Source organism: Pseudomonas fluorescens (assembly GCF_019212185.1).
Classification (GTDB): Bacteria; Pseudomonadota; Gammaproteobacteria; order Pseudomonadales; family Pseudomonadaceae; genus Aquipseudomonas.
Genome location: NZ_CP078138.1, coordinates 4,132,835 through 4,155,757, shown reverse-complemented (window position 1 = coordinate 4,155,757; position 22,923 = coordinate 4,132,835). Strand labels below are relative to the sequence as shown.

Here is a 22,923-nt window from a genome sequence, read left to right as displayed (position 1 = left end):
AGATCCTGGTTCTGTGGAGTTGCACCTTGAAAACTTTATCGACACACACCCTGCTATTAGCATTGGGCGGGCAGTCGCTGCTCGCCTGCGCGTCAGAACAAGACACCGCCAAGGGATTCGTCGAGGACAGTCAGTGGAATCTGCTCAACCGCAGTGTCTATGACCGTCGCGACTACGAACATGGCTCGCTGAGCAACGGCGCGCGCAACGCCTACAAACCCCGCGCCGAACGCAGTGACCTTGCCGAAGAATGGGCCTACGGGCTGATGGCCGACTTCACCTCGGGTTTCACTAGAGGGACGGTAGGCTTCGGTGTTGACGCTCACGCCTACTCCGGGTGGGAACTGGACAGCGGCGGCGGGCGAGCAGGCAAGGCGCGGCTGCTGGGCGTCGACAATGAGGGCCATCCGAAGGATGAATTCAGTCGCGGCGGCGCCGTGGCCAAGTTGCGTTTCTCCTCGACGGAATTGCGTTATGGCGAGCAGCGGGTGAAAACCCCGGTGTTCGGTTCATCCGACAGCCGCCTGTTGCCCGAAACCGCCACCGGCTGGCTGTTGACCAGTCGCGAATTGCCCGCGACTACCTTGTACGGCGGGCACTTCACCGAAAGCACGGACCGCAATGCCAGCAGCCACGACCAGGGCTTTGTGGTCAATTACTCCAACGCCAGGCAGGGCAACAGCTTTGACCTGGTCGGGGTACGCAACACGGCAATCAAAGGGCTCAATGCCAGTCTGTTCAGCGCCGTCTACGACGACACCTGGCGTCAACAGTACCTGGGTGCGCTCTACACCCTGCCCACGGCACAGGGTCAGGACCTCACCTTCGACCTGAATCTGTACCACACGCAGGACACCGGCAAAGCGTTGTCAGGGCGGATCGACAACACCACCTGGAGTTTGCTGACGACCTACAGGTTCGGTGCCCACAGCTTTGGCGTGGGGTATCAAAAGGTCGACGGCGACACGCCCTACGACTATGTCACTCGCGGTGCGATCTACCTGAGCAATGCCGTGGCGTTGTCGGACTTCAACGCCCCGCAGGAAGCGTCCTGGCAAGCCCGTTACGATCTGAACCTGGCCGGCTATGGCGTGCCCGGTCTGACGTTCGGTGCACTCTACGTGCGCGGCAGTGGCATCGACGGCAGTCACATGGACCCCAATGGCGGTTACAGCTGGCTGGGATACGGCAAGGGAGGCAAACACTGGGAGCGCGACGTGCAGGCCAAGTACGTGGTGCAGTCCGGGGTGGCGAAGAACTTGGCGTTTACCCTGCGTCACGCGGTGCATCGTGGCAACGCCGCGCAAGCGGAGCTGGATGCCAACCAGATTCGCCTGGCCGTCGAGTATCCGCTTGGGGGGAAGTTCTGAAGTAAGCGACAAGCTTGCGGCGTGCGGCGTGCAGCTCCTATGCTGACTTCTCCGCCTCCACTCTGCGAACTACGCCAATGCTTGAGGTCCGAGACGTCTTCAAAAGCTACTCCACGGCCCAAGGCCCGCTGCCGGTCTTGCAGGGTGTCGATCTGCGACTGGAGGCGGGGAGCAGTCTGGCGTTGATGGGGGAGTCGGGGAGCGGCAAGAGTACCTTGCTGCACCTGGTGGCGGGGCTCGATCGGGTGGATCGCGGCGAGATTACACTGGATGGGCAGGCGCTGGCGTTGATGAGCGAGCGTCAGTTGGCGAATTGGCGGCGGCTGCAGATTGGCCTGGTGTTCCAGCAGTTCAACCTGATTGGCAGTTTGCGGGTCGAGGACAATCTGGCGTTTCAGGCGCGGTTGGCCGGGCGCCTGGATCAGGGGTGGCTGGCGCAACTGGTGGAGCGTCTGGGGCTGGGGGATTTGCTCCAGCGTTATCCCGAGCAGTTGTCCGGTGGTCAGCAGCAGCGGGTGGCATTGGGGCGGGCCTTGGCGTCGCGCCCGTGCTTGTTGCTGGCCGATGAGCCTACCGGCAGCCTCGATGAGCACAGCAGCGACGAAGTGCTCGACTTGATGCTGGAATTGCTGGCCGGCACCTCGACGCGCTTGCTGATGGTCACCCACAGTCCGCGGGTGGCGGCGCGATTGGCCCAGCGCGTGATGCTACAAGGTGGCCGCCTGGTCGACCCTGGCCCGCCGTCATGAACGTTCTGCGCGAAACCCTGCGCGCACTGCTCAGTCATTGGCGCCAGCACCCGGTGCAGTTTTTCAGCGTGCTGACCGGCCTGTGGCTGGCCACCGGATTGTTGACCGGGGTGCAAGCCCTGAACACTCAGGCGCGCGACAGTTACGCGCGGGCCAATCAGTTGATTGGCGGCGAGCCCCAGGCCAGTTTGACTGCGCCGGATGGGGCGAATTTTTCCCAGGACTGGTTTGTCGCACTGCGTCAGGCCGGCTGGCCGGTATCGCCGACGTTGCAGGGACGGCTGTCGCTCAAGGGGCACGAAGGGCAGCGCTTGCAACTGCTGGGCATCGAACCCTTGTCGCTGCCGGTGGGCTCGGCACTCGCCGGTCAGTCTCTGGATCTGCCACAAATGGTTGACTTCATCAGCCCGCCGGGGCGCACCTGGATTGCCCCGCAGACCCTGCAGGCGTTGGGGCTGCGCGAGGGCGATCAACCCCAGGCCAGCAACGGCCAGGCGCTGCCTGCACTGCACAGTCAGGCGGATATGGCCCCCGGTGTGCTGCTGGTGGACATCGGCGTCGCGCAGCAGGTTCTGGCTTTGCCCGGGCAGGTTTCACGTCTGTTGCTGCCCAAGGAATTCGCCACCAGCGACCGGCCCTTACCCGAAGCCTTTCATACGCGCTTGCAGTTGAATCACGGCAGTGATGAAAACAATCTGGCGCGTCTCACCGAAAGTTTTCATCTGAATCTCGACGCCCTGGGGTTCCTTTCCTTTGTCGTCGGTTTGTTCATCGTCCATGCCGCCATTGGCCTGGCGCTGGAGCAGCGCCGTGGCCTGTTCAGAACCCTGCGCGCCTGCGGCGTCAGCGTGCCGATGCTGGTGCTGTGCCTGAGTCTGGAGTTGGGCGCCCTGGCCCTGCTGGGCGGGCTGTTCGGTGTGGTCAGCGGCTACCTGTTGGCCAGCGTGTTGCTGCCGGATGTCGCTGCCAGTCTGCGTGGATTGTACGGCGCTGAAGTGGCGGGGCAGTTGAGTCTCAGTCCCTGGTGGTGGCTCGGTGGCCTTGGCGTCAGCCTGTTCGGTGCGTTGCTGGCCGGGGTCGACAGTTTATTGCGTGCGGCGCGCTTGCCGCTGTTGGCCCTGGCCGATCCCCAGGCCTGGCGTCAGGCCCATGGCCGCTGGTTGCGGCGTCAGGCTCTGGTGGCTTCGATTGCGGCACTGATTGGGTTGCTGTCCTGGGGTTGGGGCGACAGCCTGAGCAGTGGATTTGTCCTGCTGGCGGCGCTGTTGTTGGCGGCGGCACTGGGCTTGCCGGTGCTGCTCGATGCGCTGCTGCACCGCGCCAGACGCCACACTCGCTCGGTGCTCGGCCAATGGTTTGTCGCCGATTGCCGGCAGCAGTTGCCGGCGTTGAGCCTGGCGTTGATGGCGCTGCTGCTGGCGCTGGCCGCCAACATCGGTGCCGGGAGCATGACCGCCGGTTTTCGCCAGACCTTCAGCGACTGGCTGGAGCAACGCCTGAGCGCCGAGTTGTACATCAGCCCACAGAACCCTGCGCAGGCGCTACAGGTGCAGCAATGGTTGGCGCAACAGAGCCTCGCGACCGTACTGCCCAATTGGCAGGCCTCGCTGACGCTGCAGGGCTGGCCGGCGGACCTGTACGGGGTGATCGACCATCCGACCTATCGTCAGCATTGGCCATTGCTCGAAGCCCTGGGCGACGCCCCCTGGGACCAACTGGCAACGCAGGACACGCTGATGCTCAGTGAGCAACTGGCGCGGCGCCTCAAGCTGCGCCTGGGCGACCGGCTGACCATCACCACACCCCAAGGGCAATGGTCGCCGCAATTGATTGGCATCTACGCCGACTATGGCAACCCCAAGGGCCACCTGCTGGTGAGTGCCGAGCACTTGCTGCAGCACTGGCCCACGCTTAGCCCCAATCGCTTCAACCTGTACCTGGAGCCGAGCGCGATACCGGCATTGCTGACGGCCCTGCACGCCAACGTGGCCATCGACGACAGCCGAATAGTCGATCAAGCCCGTCTCAAGGGCTGGTCGAGCCAGGTGTTCGAGCGCACCTTTGCCGCCACCGCCGCGCTCAACAGCCTGACCCTGGGCGTGGCGGGCGTCGCATTGTTCATCAGCCTGTTGACCCAGAGCCAAAGTCGCCTGGGGCAGTTGGCGCCGTTGTGGGCGATGGGCGTCACGCGGCGGCAACTGATGTTGCTCAACCTTGGCCAGACCTGGCTGTTGGCACTCTTGACCCTGCTTCTCGCGGTACCCTTGGGATGGGTCCTGGCCTGGTGCCTGAACACGGTGATCAACGTGCAGGCCTTCGGCTGGCGCTTGCCGATGCGGGTGTTCCCGTGGCAGTTGGCGCAACTGCTGGGATTGGCCATGTTGGCGACCCTGTTGGCCTCGGGCTGGCCGCTGTTCAGCCTGTACCGCACCCAGCCTGCGGACCTGCTCAGGAGCTTCGCCCATGAGGATTAAGTGGCTGCTGACGGTATTGCTGCTGTTGAGCGGCTGTGATCAGCCCGCCGACACCGGGCAAGGCTTCGCCGGGCTGGGCAGCGAAGCGGCGGCATTCAGTCAGGTCACGCCGGGGCGGGTGTTTAGCTTCCCCGCCGACCACGGTGCGCATGACGGTTACCGCGTCGAATGGTGGTACCTCACCGCCAACCTCAAGGATGCCGAAGGCCGCGAATTCGGCGTGCAGTGGACCTTGTTCCGTAATGCCCTGAAGGCCGCTGCGGAGCAACCCGGCTGGGCCAGCCAGGTGGTCTGGCTGGGCCACGCCGCAGTGACTTCGGCCACCACCCAACATGCCGCCGAACGCTATGCCCGAGGCGGCATCGGCCAGGCGGGGGTGAGCACCGTGCCCTTTGCCGCATGGATCGATGACTGGCGCCTGAGCAGCCAATCCGCGTCTGGCGATCCCTTGGCCGCGTTACGGGTCGAGGCCAGCGGCAAGGGTTTCAGCTACCGCTTGCAGCTGACTTCCAACCGTCCGTTGGTGTTGCAAGGGGATCAGGGCTACAGCCGCAAATCCGCGCAGGGCCAGGCGTCGTATTACTACAGCCAGCCATTTCTGGCCGCCAGCGGCAGCCTGGAAATCGACGGCACCGTGTATGAGGTCGGCGGCCCGGCCTGGCTCGACCGTGAGTGGAGCAGCCAGCCGCTCAGCGCCGGGCAAAGCGGTTGGGACTGGTTTTCCCTGCACCTCGACAGTGGCGCGCAGGTGATGCTGTTCCGCGTGCGGCAAACGGACGGTCAGGCGTACGTGAGCGGCACCTGGATCGACCCCCAGGGGCAGGCCAGCCCGTTGACTGGCGCCGATGTGAGCCTGACGCCGCTGGCCAACACAACGGTTGCGGGCCGCACCCTGCCGACGCGCTGGCAGTTGAGGATTGCGGCACATGGCCTGGACATCAGCGCCTCCGCGTTGAACCCGAATGCCTGGATGGACTTGCGGATTCCTTACTGGGAAGGGCCGGTGCAGTTGAACGGGAGCCACGGCGGCAGCGGTTATCTGGAAATGACCGGCTACTGAATGCGCCAATTGCACGCAAGCGCCGGATGTTTCAGGAAATCTACTGATCTATGTCTATGCTCACTCAGCACACCAGACTTTAGGCTAGAGCTGACAGTCAATGTCCCCATTTCTTAGTACAGGGAAGGTATCACCATGAAGCTTCATGCACTGACCAAAGCCATTACCCTCGCGACGCTGCTGTCCACCGGCAGCCTGTGTGCCTACGCTGCCGAAATTCCATTTTCCGAAGTGGTGGTCGCCAATCAGATAGAGACCAAGGTGGTCTCCGTCGATGCGGCCAATCACCTCGTCGTGCTTGAAGGTAACGGGGGCAAGCCGGTCTCGATCCAACTCAGTGAGCAGGCCAAGGACCTGGGTAATTTGAAGGCGGGCGACACGGTGAGACTGGATGTCGTGCGCTCGGTCGTCGCGCTGCTCGACACCGATATCGATAAAGGCTTGCCCGGCACGGTCGAGCGCGTTGGCGAAATCCGTGCCACGGCGGACAACCCTAATCCAGGTGGCACCGCTTATCGTCAGGTCAAGGTGCAGTTGAAAATCACCGCCATCGACGTGAAGAAAAATGAAGTGACGCTGCAAAATCCTGAGGGCCTGAAAAAGACGGTGGTCGTGGAAAAACCCGAGCTGCAAGCCAAGCTGAAAGACCTCAAGGTCGATCAGAGCGTGAACGTGGTTTACACCGATGTGTTGAAGGTGACGACCCTGCGTTAAACGCTGCGCTACGAAAAAAAAGCGACACCCGCCGAGGCCGGGGTTCGCTTTTTTTCGTTTATGGGCATTGGTGAAATAGGTTGTGAGAAATGTTCAGAAATTTACAACGGACATATCTGCCAGTTTGCATTAATATTACCGCCGTTCGCCCAGTATTTTGGCTCTTTACCAGTGCAAGGATTGCCGAGGCCAGAATACTGGGCGAACTTCCTCCCAACGTTCGACAAACAACATTCGAAAGTACTATTGACTCGAATGTCCGGACTACTTTCCTGATGATTTCAACGCGGATAGACAGTCGTCTATCGAACGCTGTTGTGTCTGCGCATACAAACCCAACTCGTCGATAGTCCTGCGCCCCAGGGCCTGCTCGAATGCGGCCTGGTTGGCGTGTTGGGCGTAGTGACTTTGTGCGGCGTCCCCCAGATTCGACTGGAATATCCCTGCGGCACTGACCGGCAAAAAGTCTTCATACACCAGCGGCTCCATGTACAGGTAACCGGCGTCGAGCAGGGCGTCCAGGTCCAGGCCCTGCAACTCGGCGGCGGACGCGGCCTGGCCCTGCTCGCTGACGAAGTAGCGAAAGTACGCGAGGCCTTGCTCGCGCAACTCGGCCCAGGTGTCCGGGAAGGCCTCGAAGTGCTGCTGCATCAGGCGGTTGTAGCGCTGAGCATTGGCCTCGTTGGGGAACGCCTTGAGTTCATCGCGGGCGGCATTGAGCAGGCGGTCGTAGAGGGCGCGACCTTGGGGGGTGAGGGCTGCGCCACGTTGTTCGATTTCGCCGAAGCGTGCGCTGTGGCTGCCGCTGGCCTGTTGCTGGTCGGTGAAGGCAATGGCTTCGTCCAGCGCCTTGAAGCTGGTCTGGCGCAACAGGATCGGGCATTGCCGACGCGGTGGGCCTTCGATCACCGCCTTGGGTGTGATGCCGTGGACCGGCATTTGCGCCTGCACGATATCGATGTCCAGGGTGCGCGGGGTCAGGTGATTGATGTGCGGGCCCTTGAATGCGACCACGTCGGCGATCAAGCGATGCTGGGCGCTGAGCTGCTGGTATTGCTCGGCCGTGACCGTGGCGCGGTGGTGCCAGCGGAAGGTTTCCAGGGCCTGCGCGACAAACTGTTCGACCTGCTGCTCGTCGAGACCGCCATGCTGTTCGGCGTGGGCGATCAGTTCGAGGGCCTTGGTGGTGAAGATCGAACGTTGCGCCAGCACCGACTCGGCAAAGTGGCGCAGTTCGGAATTTTCAATCAGTTCCAGGCGCAGCAGCGAGGTGAACACCCGGAACGGGCTGACCTGCAAGGCACTTTCATGCACTGCGCGGAATGCCGTGGAATGCACCGGGACCCCGGCCGGTGTAAGGTCGTAGTAACCCACCGGCTGCATGCCCATGACCGCGAACAGCCGGCACAGGGTGGCCAGTTCTTCGGCGGTGCCGACGCGGATCGCGCCATGGCGTTCCAGGTCCAGGCGTTGGATTTCGCCGGTGCTGTGCAATTGCCGGGCGATCGCCGGCTGCTGTTCCAGCACCTGGGCGTTGGTCTGCGCCACCAGTTCCATCAGTGCGCCGTACAGCGGCACTTCTTCGCGGTACATGTCTGACATTGCCCGCGAGAAGCGTTGGCGGATCAGGTCAGGGCTGACGAGGTTCGGCGTGTTCATCAATTTGCATCCCGGCACGGTGACAGTGGAGTAGGCCGATTCTGTTCGGCACTGTGCGGGCTGGCAAACGAAGTTTCTTCAGAACTTCATTCTGCAAATGACTGGTGCCTGGCGCTTATCGGCGTGGCCGCTCGAGAAACTCCCGGTAAAGGGCGGCCATGTCTCGCGGGCGTTCGACCATCGGCATGTGGCCGATGCCCTCGAGGATTTCCAGGCGCGCCCCAGGAATGCCATTGGCCCAGAGTTGCGCGCTGCTGACATGCAGCAGGCGGTCCTTGCGTCCCCAGACCACCAGGGTCGGCGCGAGGATCGCTGACAGGCGTGCGGTCATGGGTTCGCTGGCGTGGAAGTCGTCGAAGATTTCCGCCAGTTCCTCGCGCCGCTCCTGATAGCGCTCGGCAATCGCGGCCAGGACAATGCGCGGCACCCAGGGCGGGGAAGCCATGGTCATGCCGTAGAGTTGCCGGAAGTCGGCCGCTGAATTGACCAGGAACGGATTGCGCCCGGCCTCCAGCATGCGCCCCATGTCGCTGGGCTCGGGCGAAGGGAGGCCGGCGGCATCGAGCAGGGTCAGCGAGGCGACGCGCCCGGGATGGGTAGCGGCCAGCCAGGCGGCGATGTAGCCGCCCATGGAGTTGCCGATCAGGTGCACCTTGCCGATGCCGCAGACGTCGAGCAACTGGATCATCCGCTCGGCCTGGACCGGGATGTCGTAGCCGCCACCCGCCTTGAACCCGGTTTCGCCATGCCCGGCGAGGTCCGGAATGATCACCCGGCAATCGTCGACAAAATGCTTGGCGAAGCGCAGCCAGATGCTTTTGTCGGCACTGAAACCGTGGAGCATCAGGATGGTTCGGTCGGGCGTGTCGGGGCCGGCCTGGTAGGTCACCATGCCCATCTCGGCGATCGGCATGGTGATTTTATCCAGGCGATACAGGCGCGCCTCCAGAGCGATGCTCGCGTCGTAGATGAGGTGGCCGAGTCGCGGCCAGGTGCGCCAGGTCCATAACACAAGCAGTGCGACAACGATCAGCACGACGAACATCGACTTCTCCCTAAAACACTCAGGACAAAATATGGTCGGCCGGTTTCAGCCGTCGGGTCAATTGGTGGTAGCTGAAACTGAAGCCGGGAAACATGGCGATCACGTGGCCGCTTTTGCTTTGGTACCAACTGTGGCAGCCGCCGGATTGCCACACGGTGCGTGCCATCTCCTGGTGAATCATCTGCGTATAGGCCTGCTCCGCCTCCCGGCGCACCTCGATGCTGCGCAACCCCTGATCCTTGAGGGTGCGGATGCAGTCGAGGATGTAGTTCATCTGCGACTCGATGATAAACAGCGCTGAAGTATGGCCGATGCCGGTGTTGGGGCCGGTGACGATGAACAGGTTGGGGAAGTCCGGCAGGCTGGTGCCCAGGTAGGCGCGCGGGTACTGCGCCCAGGCGTCACTCAGGCGGGCGCCGTGTTTGCCCAGTACAGGGTAGGCGATCACACCGTCAGTGGCGTCGTAACCGGTGGCCCAGACGATCAGGTCGAGGTCGATGTGCTGGCCGTCGAGAGTCTGGATGCCGCGCTCATCCAGGGCGGCGATGCCCTGGTCACGGCCATGCAACGTGACGTTGCTGCGGCTCAGGGCCGGGTACAGGGTGCTGGAGAGGATCACCCGCTTGCAGCCGATGGTGAAATCCGGGGTGAGTTTCCTGCGCAACTCGGCGTCCGGCACCTGGCGCTTGAGGTGGCGCAACGCCTGGCCCTGGACCAGTTTCAAGGCGCTGGTGGAGTACTTGAAGGCAATCACCCGGGTTTCGAATTGCCAGTAAATCAGCCAGCGCAACAGGGTGTAGGCCGGCTTGATACCCAGTAGCCAGCGCTGAAAGCGGCCGAAGCGGCGGTCGGCGCGGGGCAGCACCCAGTGGGCGCTGCGCTGGAAGACATGCAGCTGCGCCACCTGCGGCGCCAGCGCGGGAATGATCTGTGCGGCACTGGCGCCGCTGCCGACAATGGCCACGCGTCGGTTGCGATAGTCGTAGTTGTGATCCCAGGCGTTGCTGTGAAAGCTCTTGCCGGCAAAGCGCTGCAGGCCCTTGAAGGGCGGGACAACCGGTTGGCTCAACGGCCCGGAGGCATTAATCAGGAACTGCCCACGGAAAATACCTTTGTCGCGGGTGAAGACCTGCCATTGCCGGGCATCCTGATCCCACTCGACGCGCTCGACATTGGCCTGCAATTCGACCTTGTCGCGCAATTGGAAGTGATCGACGACGTACTGGGTGTATTGCTGCAGTTCGGCCTGTTCGGCAAACATCTGCGTCCAGCGCCAGGAGGCGAACGACAGCGAGTAGAGAGGCGAAGGTACATCCACTGCGGCACCGGGGTAGGTGTTCTGGCACCAGGTACCGCCAAAAAAATCCCGTCGTTCCAGCAGGCGGAAATCACTGATTCCCGCCTTCAGCAGGTTGACTGCCGCACACTGGCCGCCAAACCCGCTGCCGATGATCAGCACCTGATAGCTGTGCATGCGCCTCCTCGCTCAATGTGCAGACTGCCTACGGGCCCAGGGTGCAATCATTCCCTTTCATTTATAGTCAATCTTTCGCCTGGTCGCCGGTGATGGCTATTTGACGTTGCCCTGATAGACTCGATGCTATTCCCGAGTGGGTGAGCCGTTGCTGGTGGATTCCCTGCTGCAGCCAAAAGGAGCGTTGGGCCCATGCAATCTGTTGTCGGCAAGGGACTGTTATTGGCCAGGAGGCAATACCGCTCGCGCACCCTGGGGGTGCTGCTGGGCCTGCTGTGCGTAGGTGCGGCAGTCCTGCCGCTCGACCCGCCCAACTGGCTGGTGGCGCTGATGCTGTTCAACGGCCTGTTGTGGCCGCACCTGGCCTATCAATGGGCTCGTCGTTCGGCGTCGGTGTTTCACGCGGAAAAGCGCAGTCTGCTGATCGATTCGCTGATGGGCGGCTTCTGGGTGGCAGCCATGCAGTTCAATCCGCTGCCCAGTGTCGTGACCTTGTCGATGATGGCCATGGGTAATGTGGCCCTTGGGGGCGTGCGCTTTCTGCTGCTTGGTACCTTGGCCCAGTTGCTCGGCCTGGGGGTTGGGCTGCTGCTGTTTTTTCCGGCCTCGATACCGGCCACCAGCCCCCTGCAGCTTTACGCCTGCCTGCCATTGCTGACGCTTTACCCACTGGCGCTGGGTTGGGTGTGCTTTCGTCAGACCCACGCGCTGAGTCAAAGCCGGCGCCAACTGCTCGCCCTGAGTCGCACCGACAGCCTGACCGGCCTGTTGAATCACGGGGCGTGGAAAGATGCTCTGGAAATAGAGTTCCAGCGTTGCCAGCGCCAACAGAGTGGCGGGGCGATCGCGCTGATCGATATCGACCACTTCAAGGCCATCAATGACACCTACGGTCACGTCGCCGGTGACATCGTGCTGCGCCAGTTGAGCAAAATCCTCAAACAGAACCTGCGTGCCACCGACATCGCCGGACGTTATGGCGGCGACGAGTTCTGCGTGATCCTCCCCGATGTACCGCTGGCCCGTGCCGTGCAAGTCATGGACGCGCTGCGCGATCGTTTTGCCGGCCTTGGCTACGAGCACAATCCTGCGCTGCAAGTCAGCCTGAGCATCGGCCTGGCCGCCTTCAATCCGATGCACAGCGACGCCACCCAATGGCTGAGCGACGCCGACCTGGCGCTGTACGCGGCCAAGACCACCGGGCGTAATCGGGTTATCTGCCATGCTGACGGGTTGGTGCAGCGGGTGACTGCGGGGACGGTTTGAGTTGGGGGGTGCTGGCTTGACAGCGGTGAGGTCCGAGCATACAGGCCAGAAAATCAGTCCAACGGCGCCTCAATAAACGCCGGCAACTGCTCCGCATAGGCCGTGAACTCACTGATCCTCGGAAATTGCACCACATCCACCTGATCCGCCACCACCCACTGCGTAAAGCTCCAGGCCACGGCCAGGGTGATACCGTCCTGCTCCAGGCGACCATCCATCCTCAGCGGCTGCTTCTCAAGCTCCTGCTCCAGCGCCGAATACGCCGCGTGCAATTGGCCACTGACGCGCTCGAGCCAAGGCGCGTGTTGTTTCTCTTCGGGACGCAGGTTGCGTTCGTAATAAATCTGCACCGACTTTTCGCACGCCGCCAGCGCCAGGCCAATCAGGCGCAGTGCGCGCAGGCGTTGGGGCAGGGCGCTGGGCAACAGGCTGTTGCCAGGACCGGTCAAGGCTTCCAGGTACTCGATGATCAGGCTGGAATCCATCAGTACTTCGCCATCATCCAGCACCAGGGTGGGCGCCTTGACCACCGGGTTGATTGCCTGAAATGCCTCGAAGCCGCGAAATACCGAGATCGCCGCGTGCTCGAATGGGATGTCCAGCGTCTTGAGGCTGATGGCGACGCGCCTTACGTAGGGTGAGTCGAGCATTCCGATCAATTTCATGTGCAGCTCCTTGGACGTTGGGTGGCGAGTGTCTGACTCTAGCGCTAAATCCACGGTGATCCAAAGGGCCTTTCGGGGCTGGCAGCCGTTGGTCTTCTATATACAGCCATTGCAGGGAATTTCTTGCTATAAACACACTCCGATAACCGCCCCAAAGCTTGCCGCAGAGCAATTTCCGGGCTTTGTCTGACAAATTCCCTGTCTTTTCAGTTGCTGAGGCTGTCACTCGGCCTTAGACTGCCGCCCCTCGTAAATTGAGTGCCGGGTGGCGCTTGGAATGTATGGCGCCTTTCCGAGACCGTTGCAGGTCGACCGGAACGCTCCCTGATTCGCCTTAATGCACGTATTTTTTATAGAGAAATCAATGACAAAGGATAAGTTGCTGGCCATGCCGGCGGATGACTACATGAATGCCGAGCAACAGGCTTATTTCACAGAGCTGCTGCAAAACATGAAGGTGGAAACCCACGAGCGTATCGAGCAGAACCGTATCGCCATTGAAAGCCTGGACTCCCCGGCAGACCCGGCTGACGCGGCTTCGGTCGAAGAAGAACGCACCTGGCTGGTGAACGCCATCGACCGTGACCAGCGCATGCTGCCACAACTCGAGCGCGCCCTGGAGCGTATCGGCGACGACAGCTTTGGCTGGTGTGACGACAGCGGCGAGCCGATTGGCCTGAAGCGCCTGCTGATCAGCCCGACCACCAAGTACTGCATCGAAGCTCAAGAGCGTCACGAGCAAATCGACAAGCACCAGCGTCAAGCCTGATTCGCTGTCTCAGCCCGTCTGGGCTGTCGCACAAAGATCGCAGCCTGCCCCATCGTCCGGTGAATGAACCCCGGGCGTAAGGGTGGGCTGCGATCTTTGCATTTCGTCGTGGGCCGATTTTGCAGGCGCGCTGCCACGGCATTGTTACCGACTGCGCAACTGAATAGTGCAGGCATATGGCTATTTATCTCTCTGTGATTTCATTAAAATAGTTAGCAGGCTAATGAATATCCTGAGGTAGATCCATGCAATGCAAGGTTGATGTCGCGGTCATGATAGGCAGTGGTGTGCCGGCCGGAATGCGCGCGCTGGGAAAGCGAGTGTGTTGGGTCGTGCTGCTCAATGGCGAGCAATGCGGTACCGCATTTGCCAGTCGCAGTGAAGCGCAGGAATGCAGGTCCGCGTGGCTGGCGCAATTGAACGTCGAGCCAACGGCATGGCAACAGCAGGCGGGTCGGTAGGTCTTCGATAAAGCGCCGCAGTGGGCGCAGTCAGGTCGTTTGATTGACCAGTAGACTGCGCCGAAGGTGTGGGCTGTTATTCAATGATTGACTTCGAGTTGACGGGCGAGTGCGCAGGCTTCGTTGTGATTGGCGCGGAATCCTCTTACGCGACCCGTGGCGATTTCTGTGATATGAAAGAAACTATTCCCCGCCAAGGTCACCTGATAACGCAGTTGAACCGACGGTTCAACGTCCGCTTGCTGTTCGTTGCAGCTCCCGTGTTGCGGAGTGTGGGGCCGATAGAGTGCGATTGGCGGGTTATGACTTGAAGTGGTTTGTGGGCGCATATGAATTCCTTTTCCATGGGTTGCCGACGGTTGCACAACACTTTCGGTAGTCGAGAAGTGCATGGCTGCTCTAGAATTGCCTCCACTGACGGAGGCCGCTGCTTATCTAAAGCAATTTTTTTCCGGCGATATGTCAGAGAAGGTGTTTTTTACGTAGGGTTTTCTCCCTAAAGTTGATATTTCTAGTTTTTCTGACTGTTAGAGGGATAAATTCCTTCAACATCTGACGACAGTCGGGCAAGACGCAAGGACAGGCAATCCAGTAGCCTGCTCCCGTTACGCACTGAAGTGATCGCCCTGCGACTTCAAGGTTAGAGTCTGGTCATGGCTGCAACAGTTCGGTATGGCCGTTATTGATTGCCCGTTTTTTTCACGGACAGTGTCATTTTCAGAATTGGGGATATTTCGTTGGCAGTAAGTAATCTCGATATGCACGCTTTGTTTGTGCTCGGTGATCTGCGCGCAAAGCTGGTTAAACAGTTCCAATCGCGCTTCGTCTACATCACCGAACAAACCCCCGAAGGTATATACGTCGCCGAGATCGACACCGAGTCGGCGCTGGTGGTGGACGACAAGCAACGACTTGAACTCAAGGTAGGCGATCACTTTCGCGCGGCGGTATTACCCAGCCGTGAAGGTGGCAAGATGGAAATCAAGTTCCGCGAGATCAAGTTGACCGTTTATGGTCTTGGCGATTACGCCTTTGTCACCACCGCCGATGGTCATGCGATTGTATTCAAGGAAGGCCACAGCGTGGTCACTGTGTTCGCCGCCAACCAGCAATTGCAGGAAGGCCTGACCAAGACCCTCAAAGCGGTAACGGCCAAGGCCGCGAAGTTCCGCAAGGGTGAGTTGGTATCGTTCAAGGCCAGCGAGTAAATGAGCCTGTCCCGCGCCGAATTCCACGAACAGAACCTGCAGGGCGCACGCGCCAAGGCAGTCGAGTTGTTCGCGCAAAAGGCGCAGATGCAGGGCGCCTGGCTGAACTGGGTGGCCGCACAGCTCTACCTGCTGCGGCCGCCGGAATACGCGAGCATGGTCCGCAGAGAGTTGCAGCGCTTGCAGGAACCGTCAGCCGAGTAAGCCTCGTTGCATCGATGTCAGGAACCTCTACTACAGTCCACTGACTGAACAAGCAGAGGTTGGCGATTGTTCTTCGCCAAGCCGTCCTGTCATCGCTGTGAACAGAACGAGGTGCAAGGCATGAAAGGATTTCGACTGCTACTGGCCAGTACCCTGACCGCCATGGGGCTGCTGGGCACGCCCGCTGCGGCCAGTGCTGCCCAGGCGCCGATCCATTTCGCCGACCTGAATTGGGAAAGCGGCAGTCTGATTACCGACATTTTGCGGATCATTGTCGAGAAGGGTTACGACCTGCCAACCGACACCCTTCCAGGCACCACCATTACCCTGGAAACCGCCCTGGCCAACAACGACATCCAGGTGATTGGCGAGGAGTGGGCCGGGCGCAGTCCGGTGTGGGTCAAGGCCGAGGCAGAAGGCAAGGTGGTGAGCCTGGGCGATCCCGTCAAGGGCGCCACCGAGGGTTGGTGGGTGCCGGAGTACGTGGTCAAGGGTGACCCTGCCAAAGGCATCAAGCCCCTGGCGCCCGACCTGCGCAGCGTCGCGGACCTGAAGCGTTACAAGGATGTGTTCGCCGATCCGGAAACCCCCGGCAAGGGGCGCTTCCTCAATAGCCCGATCGGCTGGACCTCGGAAGTGGTCAACCAGCAAAAACTCAAGGCCTATGGCCTGAGCGATAGCTATGTGAATTTCCGCAGCGGCTCGGGCGCGGCGCTGGATGCGGAAATCACCTCGTCGATCCGGCGCGGCAAGCCGGTGCTGTTCTACTACTGGTCACCGACGCCCTTGCTGGGGCGTTTCAAGCTGATCCAACTGGAAGAGCCGCCATTTGACGCTGAGGCCTGGAAGACCCTGACCGATGCCGATAACCCCAATCCCCAACCGACCCGTTCGCTGGCCTCCAAGCTGTCGATCGGTGTGTCTACACCGTTCCAGAAACAGTACCCGCACCTGGCCGAGTTCTTCAGCAAGGTCGACCTGCCCATCGATCCGCTGAACAAGGCGCTGGCACAGATGAGCGAACAACACAGCACCCCGCGCCAGGCCGCCGAAACCTTTATGAAGGCGCATCCGGACGTGTGGAAGGCCTGGCTGCCCAAGGACATCGCCGACAAAGTGGCGATCGCTCTTTAGCCGACGACCGGCACCGAACATTGACAAAGCGCAAGGCGATGACATTCGCACTGGACTAGGCTGTTTGCTCTGCCAACGTTGCGAGGAATTTCGATCATGACCTTCGTGCTTGCTCAGTGGATCGCTGCTGCCCTGGTGCTGATCAGCTTGATCCACGTGTATTGGGCCTTGGGTGGGCAATGGGCGACAGACGTCGTCATACCGCAGATACCGGGACGAGAAGGGCAGGGGTTGCGCCCGGCGTTCAAACCTTCCGCACTGCTGACCCTGGCAGTGGCCGTCGGGCTGCTGCTGGTGGCACTGATTGTCAGCCTGCGGGTCGGGCTGTTCGTGCCGCAGATAGAGCACTGGTCGCTGCAATGGCTGATCAGCGCCATGGCCTTGCTGATGTTCGCCAGGGCCATTGGCGATTCGGAACTGGTGGGCTTTTTCAAGGAGCGGGCGGGCTCGAAGTTCGCCCGCCTCGACACCTGGGCCTACTCGCCCCTGTGCGTGGTGCTGGGGGCCGGTCTGCTGGCGGTTGCCTGGGTTTAAGTCAACTGCCGCTTTCGCTGCGTCGGCTGCTGATTTCAGCCGGTACATCATCGCCCGCCATGCGCTTGCGGAACAGCGCAGCGCGGGCCAATAGCAGGGTGGTCACAGGCATGGTGATCGCCAGCAAAATCGGGATCAGCCACGCGTGCAGCACGGGGCTGGACTTGAGCGCGGAAAAATAAATGATTGAGGCCAGCGCCACGCACCAGGCACCCAGTGTGGAGGCCAGTGCCGGTGGGTGCATGCGCCGGAAAAACTCTTTCAAACGCAGCAAGCCGATAGCGCCGATCAAGGCGAACAGGCTGCTGAGCACCAGCAGGATGGCCACCGTCAATTCGACCCAGAGCGGCAGTTGCTCAAGCGCATTCATTCGATCACCTCGCCACGCAGAAGGAATTTCGCCAGGGCAAACGAGCCGACGAAGCCGAACAGTGCAATCAACAGCGCGGCCTCGAAGTAGGTGTCACTGGCATAGCGGATGCCCAGCACCAACATCATCAGCATGGCGATGATGTACAGGTAGTCGAGGGCGAGGACGCGGTCCTGGGCCGACGGGCCCTTAAACAGGCGGATCAGGGTCAGGATCATCGCCAGCGAGAACAGGAACAGGCTGCAGAGGATCGCGTTGGAGAGCAGGGCGCTCATTCGAAGATCTCCATCAGGGGGCGCTCGTAAGTGGTCTTGAAGTGCTCGATAAACAGCGCTTCGTCGTCCAGGTCGAACACGTGCAACAGCAGAATGCTACGGTCCAGCGCCAGCTCCGACCAGACTGTGCCCGGCACCACCGTGGTGATCATCGACAAGGCCGCCAGACCGTTGGCGTCACGCAGGTCCAGCGGCACTTTGACGAAGGCCGAGCGTGGCGCCCGGCGCCCGGCGTTGAGCACGCCCCAGGCCACGGCCACATTGGACACCAGCACATCACGGCCGACCAGCAGGAACAGGCGCAGAATCACCCCAGGCCGGCGAATGCGCACAGGCAACGGCCGCAGTTTGCGCATCATCAGCGGCGCACAGAACGCCAGCAGCGCCCCGAGCAGCAGGTTGCCGGGGCTGACCGACAGATTCAGCAGCAGCCACAGCAGCCACAGCGCCAGGGAAAACCACGGGGCAGGAAACAGGCGTCTCATGGTTGCACCTCCTGCAACGCGGCCCGGGCTTCGGGGCTGGGCACGGCGCGGGTGCCGAGCACCGCCATCACGTACTGCTGGGGATCGTTCAGGCTATTGGCCGCGGCCTGGGTGAAGCGCATCAGCGGTTCGGCCTTGAACGTCAGCAGGATGCTCAGGCCCAGCAGGGCGAAGATCGGCACGCATTCCAGACGTCGCAGCACGGGTGACGGGCGTTCTTCCGGCGACCAGAAGCGCTGGATGCCCAGGCGCGAGAAGGCGATCAGCGAGGTCAGCCCGGAGACAATCAACAACACCAGCAGGCTCCAGGCGGCCGCCGACACCGGCTGGGTCGACGAGGCGCCAAGCCCCAGCGGGTTGAGCAGGGCGCCGAGCAGGCTGAGCTTGCCGATAAAGCCTGAAAGCGGCGGCATGCCGATGATCAGCAGGGCGCAGGCGATGAAGCTCAGGCCGAGGAAGGCCATGGTCCAGGGAATCACCTGGCCGACCACCGCCTGCTGCTCGTCGTCGAGGTTGATGCCCTTGGTCAATGGAGCGCCAGGCAGAGGCTGCGGCAGGGCTTCGTTTTCGTCGTCCAGAGGCGGTTCCACGGCGTTGCGTGAGCGTTCGATCAGTTCCGCCAGAAGGAACAGCGCGCTCAACGCCAGTGTCGAGCTGACCAGGTAGAACAGCGCCGCTGCCACCAGGTTGGGCTGGGCAAAGCCGATGGCCGACAGCAGGATCCCTGCCGAGACCAGGATGCTCAGGCTGGCCATGCGCTCCAGGCGCCGCGCCGAGAGGATCGCCAGCGCCGCGCAGACGATGGTCGCCATGCCGCCGTAGATCAGCCAGTCGCCGCCAAAATACGCCGAGGCCCCGGCTTGGCCGGAGAACAGCAGGGTCCACAGGCGCAGCAGTGTGTAGACGCCAACCTTGGTCATGATCGCGAACATCGCCGCCACCGGCGCGCTGACCGAGGAGTAGGCCGGCACCAGCCAGAAGTTCAGCGGCCACATCCCGGCCTTGGCCAAAAAGGCCACCGCGAGAATCCCGGCGCCGGCATGCAGCAGGCCGCGATCGGCTTCCGGTACCAACGGGATCTTCAGCGCCAGGTCGGCCATGTTCAAGGTGCCGGTGACGCCGTAGATCAGCGCCGCGCCAATCAGGAACAATGAGGAGGCCAGCAGGTTGATCGCAATGTAGTGCAGGCCGGCGGACACCCGGGTGCGCCCCGAACCATGCAGCATCAGCCCGTAAGAGGCGGCGAGCAGCACTTCGAAGAACACGAACAGGTTAAACAGGTCGGCGGTGAGGAAGGCGCCGTACAGGCCCATCAACTGAATCTGGAACAGCGCGTGGAAACTGGCGCCAGCACCGTCCCAGCGGGCCATGGCGAACAGCAGCGCGCTCACGCCGATGATCCCGGTCAGCACCAGCATCAAGGCCGACAGGCGATCGACCACCAGCACGATGCCGAACGGCACCTGCCAGTTGCCCGGCAGGTACACGCCAATCGAGCCTGGCTCGCCGATTTTCTGGGTCCAGATCAGCAGCATCACCGAAATACCCAGGCCGATCAGGCTGGAGAACAGGTTCAGCCGGGCCTTCAGCGGCCGGTGTTTCTCGCCCAGCAACAGCATCAGCGCGGCGGTCAGCAACGGCAGGAGGATGGGGGCGGCGATCAGATGTTGCATCCAGTTCATTCTTTAGGCTCCCGGCCGTCGACATGGTCGGTACCGGTCAGGCCCCGGGACGCCAGCAGCACCACCAGAAACAGCGCGGTCATGGCGAAGCTGATGACGATGGCGGTGAGCACCAGTGCCTGGGGCAACGGGTCGGTGTAGTGCAGCAGGTCCTGGGGCACGCCGTCCTTGATGATCGGCTCCTTGCCGATAAACAGGCTGCCCATGCTGAAGATGAACAGGTTGACCCCGTAGGACAGCAGGCACAGGCCCATGACCACCTGGAATGTCCGGGGCCGCAGCACCAGCCAGACCCCGGAGGCCGCGAGTACGCCAATGGCAATTGCGATGACTTCTTCCATCAGGCGGCTCCTGGCGCGATTACGGGTTTGCTCTGGCTTGGCTTGTGGCCACGCACCGATTGGTGCGCCAGGGCGGTCAGGATCAGCAGCGTCGAACCCACCACCACGGCGTACACACCGACGTCGAAGAACAGCGCGCTGGCGATATGGATGTCACCCAGCAGCGGCAGGCTGAAGTGCCAGGTGTGGGTGGTCAGGAACGGATAGCCGACGGCCATCGCCCCCAGCCCGGTGACGGTGGCGAACAACAGGCCTACGCCCATCCAGCGCAACGGCCGCAAACTCATCTGGGCCTCGACCCACTGGGTACCGGCCACCATGTATTGCAGGATGAATGCCACCGACATCACCAGCCCGGCGACGAAACCGCCACCCGGCTGGTTGTGCCCGCGCATGAACAGGTAGAACGACACCACCAGGGCGATCGGCAGCAGCAGGCGCACCAGCACCGCCGGGACCATCATGAAGCCCAATGCGGTGTCGCTGGCCTGGCGCGGGTTCACCAGGTCGGTGACCACGTCCGGTGCCAGCAAGCGTTGTTGCGCCGGCAGTTGCATGCTTTCTTTCGGCGGGCGGAAGCGCCGCAGCAGGGCGAACACCGTCAGAGCCACCGCCGCCAGGACGGTGATTTCCCCGAGGGTGTCGAAGCCACGGAAGTCCACCAGCATCACGTTGACCACGTTGCTGCCGCCGCCTTCGGGGAGCGCGCGGCTGAGGTAGAACGACGAGATATCGTTGGGGGTCTGGCGGGTCAGCATGGCATAGGACAGCAGCGCCATGCCCAGGCCGACGGCAATCGACAACGCCAGGTCGCGCAGGCGCCGCACCCTTGCCCGGGTTTCGCTGCCGGGCAGTGGCGAGACTTCCTCGATCCGCCGTGGCAGCCAGCGCAAGCCGAGCAGGATCAGCACGGTGGTCACCACTTCGACCACCAATTGGGTCAGGGCCAGGTCCGGCGCCGAGAACCAGACGAAGGTGATGCAGGTCATCAGGCCGCAGACGCTGACCATGGTCAGGGCCGCCAGCCGGTGGTACTTGGCCTGCCAGGCGGCACCCAGGGCGCAGGCAATCGCCAGCAGCCACAGGGTAACGAAGACGATCGAGCCAGGAATCTTCGGCCGGTCGCCCCAGGTCAGGCTGCTGTGCAGCATCGGGATCAGCCCGGCGGCCACTGCCGCCAGCACCAGCAGGAACAACTGTGCCTGCAGGCGCTTGGTGCTGACCCGGCGTTCCAGGCGTCGCGCCAGGCGCATCAGCAGTACCAGGCCACGCTCGAACAGGCGTTTGCCATTGAATCGGCCCACCAGCGGCGGGTACTTGAAGCGTCCGTGGCGGAACTGATTGCGCAGTAGCAGGTAGAGGACGATGCCGCCGGACATGGCGATCAGGCTCATGATCATCGGCGCATTCAAGCCGTGCCAGATCGCCAGGCTGTATTCAGGCAGGGTTCCGCCCACCACCGGCAATGCGGCGGCAGCGAGCAGCGGGCCGACCACCTGGGCCGGGAAAATTCCCACCAGCAGGCAGGTGAACACCAGCAACTCGACCGGTGCGCGCATCCAGCGTGGCGGCTCGTGGGGCGTGTGGGGCAAGTCGGTGGCGGTTGGGCCGAAGAACACGTCGACGGTGAAACGCAGGGAGTAGGCGACGCTGAAGGTGCCGGCGATGGTGGCGATGATCGGCAGGCTGGTCTCGACCCAGGCAGTGGCGTTGATGAACACGGTTTCGGCGAAGAACATTTCTTTCGAGAGGAAACCGTTGAGCAGTGGCACGCCGGCCATCGAGGCGCTGGCGACCATGGCCAGGGTGGCGGTGAACGGGACCAGGCGGATCAAACCGCTGAGCTTGCGAATGTCACGGGTGCCGCTTTCGTGGTCGATGATCCCCGCCGCCATGAACAGCGAAGCCTTGAATGTGGCGTGGTTGAGGATGTGGAACACCGCGGCGACGGCAGCCAGCGGGCTGTTCAGGCCGAGCAGCAGGGTGATCAGGCCGAGGTGGCTGATGGTCGAGTAGGCCAGCAGGCCCTTGAGGTCGTTCTGGAACATCGCGCAGTAGGCGCCGAGCAACAGGGTGCAGGCGCCGGCGCCGCTGACGATGTAGAACCATTCTTCGCTGCCGGACAGCGACGGCCACAGCCGCGCCAGGAGAAACACCCCGGCCTTGACCATGGTCGCCGAGTGCAGGTACGCCGACACCGGTGTCGGTGCGGCCATGGCGTGGGGAAGCCAGAAGTGGAAGGGGAATTGCGCACTTTTGCTCAGGGCGCCGATCAGGATCAGGGGTAGCAGGATGGGGTAGAGGGCATGGGCGCGAATCATATCGCCGGCGGCCAGGACCTGGTCCAGGTCATAGCTGCCGACGACATGGCCAAGCAGCATGACCCCCGCCAGCAGGCACAAGCCACCGGCACCGGTCACCATCAACGCCATGTAGGCGCCACGTCGGGCGTCGGCGCGGTGGTGCCAATAGCCAATCAACAGGAATGAGAAGAGGCTGGTCAGTTCCCAGAAAAATACGATCTGAATCAGGTTGCCGGAAATCACCAGCCCGAGCATGGCGCCCATGAACGCCAGGAAAAATGCGAAGAAGCGCGGCACCGGGTCGTCCGGCGACATGTAGTAGCGGGCGTACAGCGACACCAGGGTACCGATGCCCAGCACGAGCATGGAAAACAGCCAGGCGAAGCCGTCCATGCGCAGGACAAAGTTCAACCCCAGGCTGGGCAGCCAGGCGAATTCTTCTCGAATCACCCCGCCGTCGGCGATTTGCGGGTACAGCAAGGCTACCTGGACGGTACCCGCGAGGGCGACCAAACCAGCCAGAAGTGATTCAGCATTGCGTGCATTGTGCGGCAGCAAGGCCGCCAGACAGCTGCCAATAAAAGGCAGAAGCAGTAGAACTATCAGGGACATAGGCTTCTAATCTGCGGAAGTTTGTAAGGGATCATACGTGCCGTGCCAGCGATCACCAACTGCCAAGCT

At 62.1% G+C, this 22,923-nt stretch carries 23 protein-coding genes; 12 read left to right on the top strand and 11 right to left on the bottom strand.

The window, feature by feature from the left end; all coding sequences use genetic code 11:
* The first annotated feature begins 26 nt into the window (after nucleotides 1-26).
* From KW062_RS18500 to KW062_RS18480, 5 genes are all read left to right on the top strand, one after another.
* Nucleotides 27-1,370 (top strand): OprD family porin, encoded by a 1,344-nt coding sequence (locus KW062_RS18500; protein ID WP_027616184.1) that lies wholly within the window; start codon nucleotides 27-29, stop codon nucleotides 1,368-1,370.
* Nucleotides 1,371-1,447: 77 nt separating this feature from the next.
* On the top strand, nucleotides 1,448-2,119 hold the full coding sequence (locus KW062_RS18495; protein WP_027616185.1) for an ABC transporter ATP-binding protein: 672 nt from the start codon (nucleotides 1,448-1,450) through the stop codon (nucleotides 2,117-2,119).
* Entirely contained in the window at nucleotides 2,116-4,593 is a 2,478-nt protein-coding gene (locus KW062_RS18490) for an ABC transporter permease (protein ID WP_105754915.1), read from the top strand. Before KW062_RS18495 ends, KW062_RS18490 begins: the two co-directional genes overlap by 4 nt.
* Nucleotides 4,583-5,653, top strand: a complete 1,071-nt coding sequence (locus KW062_RS18485; RefSeq protein ID WP_105754914.1) for a lipocalin-like domain-containing protein — start codon at nucleotides 4,583-4,585, stop codon at nucleotides 5,651-5,653. The genes KW062_RS18490 and KW062_RS18485 overlap by 11 nt, the downstream gene beginning before the upstream one ends.
* Nucleotides 5,654-5,788: 135 nt before the next feature.
* Nucleotides 5,789-6,367: a hypothetical protein gene (locus tag KW062_RS18480; protein WP_027616188.1), complete on the top strand. Its 579-nt coding sequence runs from the start codon at nucleotides 5,789-5,791 to the stop codon at nucleotides 6,365-6,367.
* A gap of 264 nt (nucleotides 6,368-6,631) precedes the next feature.
* Here KW062_RS18480 and hglS read toward each other — a convergent pair whose 3' ends face one another.
* The 3 genes from hglS to KW062_RS18465 all read right to left on the bottom strand — a co-directional run bounded on the left by hglS (nucleotide 6,632) and on the right by KW062_RS18465 (nucleotide 10,545).
* Nucleotides 6,632-8,026, bottom strand: coding sequence for a 2-oxoadipate dioxygenase/decarboxylase HglS (hglS, locus tag KW062_RS18475; protein WP_105754913.1), 1,395 nt, complete (start codon nucleotides 8,024-8,026; stop codon nucleotides 6,632-6,634).
* Nucleotides 8,027-8,141: 115 nt separating this feature from the next.
* Entirely contained in the window at nucleotides 8,142-9,071 is a 930-nt protein-coding gene (locus KW062_RS18470; protein ID WP_105754912.1) for an alpha/beta fold hydrolase, read from the bottom strand.
* Nucleotides 9,072-9,090: 19 nt separating this feature from the next.
* Entirely contained in the window at nucleotides 9,091-10,545 is a 1,455-nt protein-coding gene (locus KW062_RS18465; protein ID WP_027616191.1) for a flavin-containing monooxygenase, read from the bottom strand.
* Nucleotides 10,546-10,737: 192 nt separating this feature from the next.
* Between KW062_RS18465 and KW062_RS18460 the strand changes: the two genes are divergently transcribed.
* Nucleotides 10,738-11,811: a diguanylate cyclase gene (locus tag KW062_RS18460; protein ID WP_105754911.1), complete on the top strand. Its 1,074-nt coding sequence runs from the start codon at nucleotides 10,738-10,740 to the stop codon at nucleotides 11,809-11,811.
* A 53-nt stretch (nucleotides 11,812-11,864) separates the two neighbouring features.
* Here the strand turns inward: KW062_RS18460 and KW062_RS18455 are convergent, their stop codons facing one another.
* A complete protein-coding gene (locus KW062_RS18455; protein ID WP_105754910.1) occupies nucleotides 11,865-12,476 on the bottom strand; it encodes a glutathione S-transferase in 612 nt (203 codons plus the stop codon).
* A gap of 364 nt (nucleotides 12,477-12,840) precedes the next feature.
* Here KW062_RS18455 and KW062_RS18450 point away from each other — a divergent pair, with 364 nt between their 5' ends.
* Nucleotides 12,841-13,245, top strand: a complete 405-nt coding sequence (locus KW062_RS18450) for a TraR/DksA family transcriptional regulator (protein ID WP_027616194.1) — start codon at nucleotides 12,841-12,843, stop codon at nucleotides 13,243-13,245.
* 245 nt (nucleotides 13,246-13,490) lie between these two features.
* Entirely contained in the window at nucleotides 13,491-13,706 is a 216-nt protein-coding gene (locus tag KW062_RS29020) for a hypothetical protein (RefSeq protein ID WP_027616195.1), read from the top strand.
* A gap of 80 nt (nucleotides 13,707-13,786) precedes the next feature.
* Here KW062_RS29020 and KW062_RS29015 read toward each other — a convergent pair whose 3' ends face one another.
* A complete protein-coding gene (locus KW062_RS29015; protein ID WP_105754909.1) occupies nucleotides 13,787-14,035 on the bottom strand; it encodes a hypothetical protein in 249 nt (82 codons plus the stop codon).
* A 429-nt stretch (nucleotides 14,036-14,464) separates the two neighbouring features.
* On the opposite strand from KW062_RS29015, the gene KW062_RS18445 reads away from it, so the two are divergent.
* The 4 genes from KW062_RS18445 to KW062_RS18430 all read left to right on the top strand — a co-directional run bounded on the left by KW062_RS18445 (nucleotide 14,465) and on the right by KW062_RS18430 (nucleotide 16,786).
* On the top strand, nucleotides 14,465-14,914 hold the full coding sequence (locus KW062_RS18445) for a hypothetical protein (RefSeq protein WP_105754908.1): 450 nt from the start codon (nucleotides 14,465-14,467) through the stop codon (nucleotides 14,912-14,914).
* Nucleotides 14,915-15,118 (top strand): hypothetical protein, encoded by a 204-nt coding sequence (locus KW062_RS18440; protein ID WP_027616198.1) that lies wholly within the window; start codon nucleotides 14,915-14,917, stop codon nucleotides 15,116-15,118.
* A 120-nt stretch (nucleotides 15,119-15,238) separates the two neighbouring features.
* The gene (locus KW062_RS18435) at nucleotides 15,239-16,252 is read left to right on the top strand and encodes an ABC transporter substrate-binding protein (protein ID WP_105754907.1); all 1,014 of its coding nucleotides are present in this window, start codon (nucleotides 15,239-15,241) and stop codon (nucleotides 16,250-16,252) included.
* Nucleotides 16,253-16,348: 96 nt separating this feature from the next.
* Nucleotides 16,349-16,786 carry a DUF3995 domain-containing protein gene (locus KW062_RS18430; protein ID WP_027616200.1) on the top strand — a complete coding sequence of 146 codons (438 nt, stop codon included), beginning with the start codon at nucleotides 16,349-16,351 and terminating at the stop codon, nucleotides 16,784-16,786.
* A 1-nt stretch (nucleotide 16,787) separates the two neighbouring features.
* Here KW062_RS18430 and KW062_RS18425 read toward each other — a convergent pair whose 3' ends face one another.
* Genes KW062_RS18425 through KW062_RS18400 form a run of 6 tightly spaced genes read right to left on the bottom strand, consistent with a single transcriptional unit; the run spans nucleotide 16,788 to nucleotide 22,854 of the window.
* Complete coding sequence (locus KW062_RS18425; RefSeq protein WP_027616201.1) at nucleotides 16,788-17,156, bottom strand: Na+/H+ antiporter subunit G; 369 nt, start codon at nucleotides 17,154-17,156, stop codon at nucleotides 16,788-16,790.
* Nucleotides 17,153-17,431 carry a K+/H+ antiporter subunit F gene (locus KW062_RS18420; protein ID WP_027616202.1) on the bottom strand — a complete coding sequence of 93 codons (279 nt, stop codon included), beginning with the start codon at nucleotides 17,429-17,431 and terminating at the stop codon, nucleotides 17,153-17,155. The genes KW062_RS18425 and KW062_RS18420 overlap by 4 nt, the downstream gene beginning before the upstream one ends.
* On the bottom strand, nucleotides 17,428-17,916 hold the full coding sequence (locus KW062_RS18415) for a Na+/H+ antiporter subunit E (RefSeq protein ID WP_027616203.1): 489 nt from the start codon (nucleotides 17,914-17,916) through the stop codon (nucleotides 17,428-17,430). The genes KW062_RS18420 and KW062_RS18415 overlap by 4 nt, the downstream gene beginning before the upstream one ends.
* Nucleotides 17,913-19,598 (bottom strand): monovalent cation/H+ antiporter subunit D, encoded by a 1,686-nt coding sequence (locus tag KW062_RS18410; protein WP_105754906.1) that lies wholly within the window; start codon nucleotides 19,596-19,598, stop codon nucleotides 17,913-17,915. The genes KW062_RS18415 and KW062_RS18410 overlap by 4 nt, the downstream gene beginning before the upstream one ends.
* Nucleotides 19,595-19,939, bottom strand: a complete 345-nt coding sequence (locus tag KW062_RS18405) for a Na+/H+ antiporter subunit C (RefSeq protein ID WP_003202835.1) — start codon at nucleotides 19,937-19,939, stop codon at nucleotides 19,595-19,597. The genes KW062_RS18410 and KW062_RS18405 overlap by 4 nt, the downstream gene beginning before the upstream one ends.
* Nucleotides 19,939-22,854, bottom strand: coding sequence for a monovalent cation/H+ antiporter subunit A (locus tag KW062_RS18400; RefSeq protein ID WP_027616205.1), 2,916 nt, complete (start codon nucleotides 22,852-22,854; stop codon nucleotides 19,939-19,941). The genes KW062_RS18405 and KW062_RS18400 overlap by 1 nt, the downstream gene beginning before the upstream one ends.
* Between the last annotated feature and the right edge of the window lie 69 nt (nucleotides 22,855-22,923).

Bases quoted from the DNA above. Each gene is read 5' to 3' on its own strand.
- KW062_RS18430 (WP_027616200.1), top strand. From the start codon at position 16,349: ATGACCTTCGTGCTTGCTCAGTGGATCGCTGCTGCCCTGGTGCTGATC.
- KW062_RS18455 (WP_105754910.1), bottom strand. From the start codon at position 12,476: ATGAAATTGATCGGAATGCTCGACTCACCCTACGTAAGGCGCGTCGCC.
- KW062_RS18445 (WP_105754908.1), top strand. From the start codon at position 14,465: ATGCACGCTTTGTTTGTGCTCGGTGATCTGCGCGCAAAGCTGGTTAAA.
- KW062_RS18415 (WP_027616203.1), bottom strand. From the start codon at position 17,916: ATGAGACGCCTGTTTCCTGCCCCGTGGTTTTCCCTGGCGCTGTGGCTG.
- KW062_RS18450 (WP_027616194.1), top strand. From the start codon at position 12,841: ATGACAAAGGATAAGTTGCTGGCCATGCCGGCGGATGACTACATGAAT.
- KW062_RS18405 (WP_003202835.1), bottom strand. From the start codon at position 19,939: ATGGAAGAAGTCATCGCAATTGCCATTGGCGTACTCGCGGCCTCCGGG.
- KW062_RS29015 (WP_105754909.1), bottom strand. From the start codon at position 14,035: ATGCGCCCACAAACCACTTCAAGTCATAACCCGCCAATCGCACTCTAT.
- KW062_RS18480 (WP_027616188.1), top strand. From the start codon at position 5,789: ATGAAGCTTCATGCACTGACCAAAGCCATTACCCTCGCGACGCTGCTG.
- KW062_RS18460 (WP_105754911.1), top strand. From the start codon at position 10,738: ATGCAATCTGTTGTCGGCAAGGGACTGTTATTGGCCAGGAGGCAATAC.
- KW062_RS18400 (WP_027616205.1), bottom strand. From the start codon at position 22,854: ATGTCCCTGATAGTTCTACTGCTTCTGCCTTTTATTGGCAGCTGTCTG.
- KW062_RS29020 (WP_027616195.1), top strand. From the start codon at position 13,491: ATGCAATGCAAGGTTGATGTCGCGGTCATGATAGGCAGTGGTGTGCCG.
- hglS (WP_105754913.1), bottom strand. From the start codon at position 8,026: ATGAACACGCCGAACCTCGTCAGCCCTGACCTGATCCGCCAACGCTTC.
- KW062_RS18490 (WP_105754915.1), top strand. From the start codon at position 2,116: ATGAACGTTCTGCGCGAAACCCTGCGCGCACTGCTCAGTCATTGGCGC.
- KW062_RS18440 (WP_027616198.1), top strand. From the start codon at position 14,915: ATGAGCCTGTCCCGCGCCGAATTCCACGAACAGAACCTGCAGGGCGCA.
- KW062_RS18425 (WP_027616201.1), bottom strand. From the start codon at position 17,156: ATGAATGCGCTTGAGCAACTGCCGCTCTGGGTCGAATTGACGGTGGCC.
- KW062_RS18465 (WP_027616191.1), bottom strand. From the start codon at position 10,545: ATGCACAGCTATCAGGTGCTGATCATCGGCAGCGGGTTTGGCGGCCAG.
- KW062_RS18410 (WP_105754906.1), bottom strand. From the start codon at position 19,598: ATGAACTGGATGCAACATCTGATCGCCGCCCCCATCCTCCTGCCGTTG.
- KW062_RS18435 (WP_105754907.1), top strand. From the start codon at position 15,239: ATGAAAGGATTTCGACTGCTACTGGCCAGTACCCTGACCGCCATGGGG.
- KW062_RS18420 (WP_027616202.1), bottom strand. From the start codon at position 17,431: ATGAGCGCCCTGCTCTCCAACGCGATCCTCTGCAGCCTGTTCCTGTTC.
- KW062_RS18495 (WP_027616185.1), top strand. From the start codon at position 1,448: ATGCTTGAGGTCCGAGACGTCTTCAAAAGCTACTCCACGGCCCAAGGC.
- KW062_RS18470 (WP_105754912.1), bottom strand. From the start codon at position 9,071: ATGTTCGTCGTGCTGATCGTTGTCGCACTGCTTGTGTTATGGACCTGG.
- KW062_RS18485 (WP_105754914.1), top strand. From the start codon at position 4,583: ATGAGGATTAAGTGGCTGCTGACGGTATTGCTGCTGTTGAGCGGCTGT.